1 protein-coding gene is annotated in these 755 nt (G+C 47.8%); it reads right to left on the bottom strand.

What is annotated here, in order from left to right; all coding sequences use genetic code 11:
- Positions 1-42: 42 nt before the first annotated feature.
- On the bottom strand, positions 43-755 hold a 713-nt coding region (locus R7Z49_RS24600), incomplete at its 5' end, for a dimethyl sulfoxide reductase anchor subunit family protein (RefSeq protein WP_318112316.1).

Here is a 755-nt window from a genome sequence, read left to right as displayed (position 1 = left end):
TCGCCCCCCTCTATTAATAGTTATCAGTACAAATAACGGTTATTAGTACAAACCAGATGTAAAGTGCATACCGTAGAACACATTACGACCCAGAATCTCTGCAACGAACAAGGCAACGAATGCCACGATAACCAGCAAGTTCTTCTGACGACCTTCTGCGGTAAACAACTCAGCGAATACCCAAAGACCCGCCGCAACCACAAGCAACAGTACGTGACCAGCCACGTAGCCAGATAACATAGTTATTTGATCTAAGCCACTGTGAATCGCAGTCGAGATACCTGCGAAGTGAATGGTTTGCATCACTGTGAATGCTAGGTTCAGAGCAATCAAACTCACACCTGCCCACATTAGGCGACGGTTAGTTTTCTCAGCCGTCACGTCCAATACGTTGATCAGCGTGTAACCAAACATCAGGCCCGAAGTCACGACCGTGAACCAAAACGCAACCGTTGTCATTGGTGAGTACCATGCTGGAACCGTTTCGATTTGGTAAACATTTGCCATCGCGAACATGAAAATCACGCCGACCGCGATAGACAACCAGTTCACGATTTTGCGAACGCCTTCGCTGCCGATTTTTAGAATCGTCAGCAACCAGTACAAACCCGCTAGAGACAGAAAGCTTGCACCCGTTAAGATCTCGTTAGATAGCGCCGCGCTACCAACACGGTTTAATGCGTTGAAGGCACGAAGTGGGCTACCTAAGTGCATGGTTGAGAACAAGAAGCCCAATCCCATCACGACTAAGATAG

Origin of the sequence: Vibrio sp. 1562 (assembly GCF_033340155.1) — a bacterium.
GTDB lineage: Bacteria > Pseudomonadota > Gammaproteobacteria > Enterobacterales > Vibrionaceae > Vibrio > Vibrio alginolyticus.
This window is presented reverse-complemented; position numbering and strand designations above follow the sequence as displayed.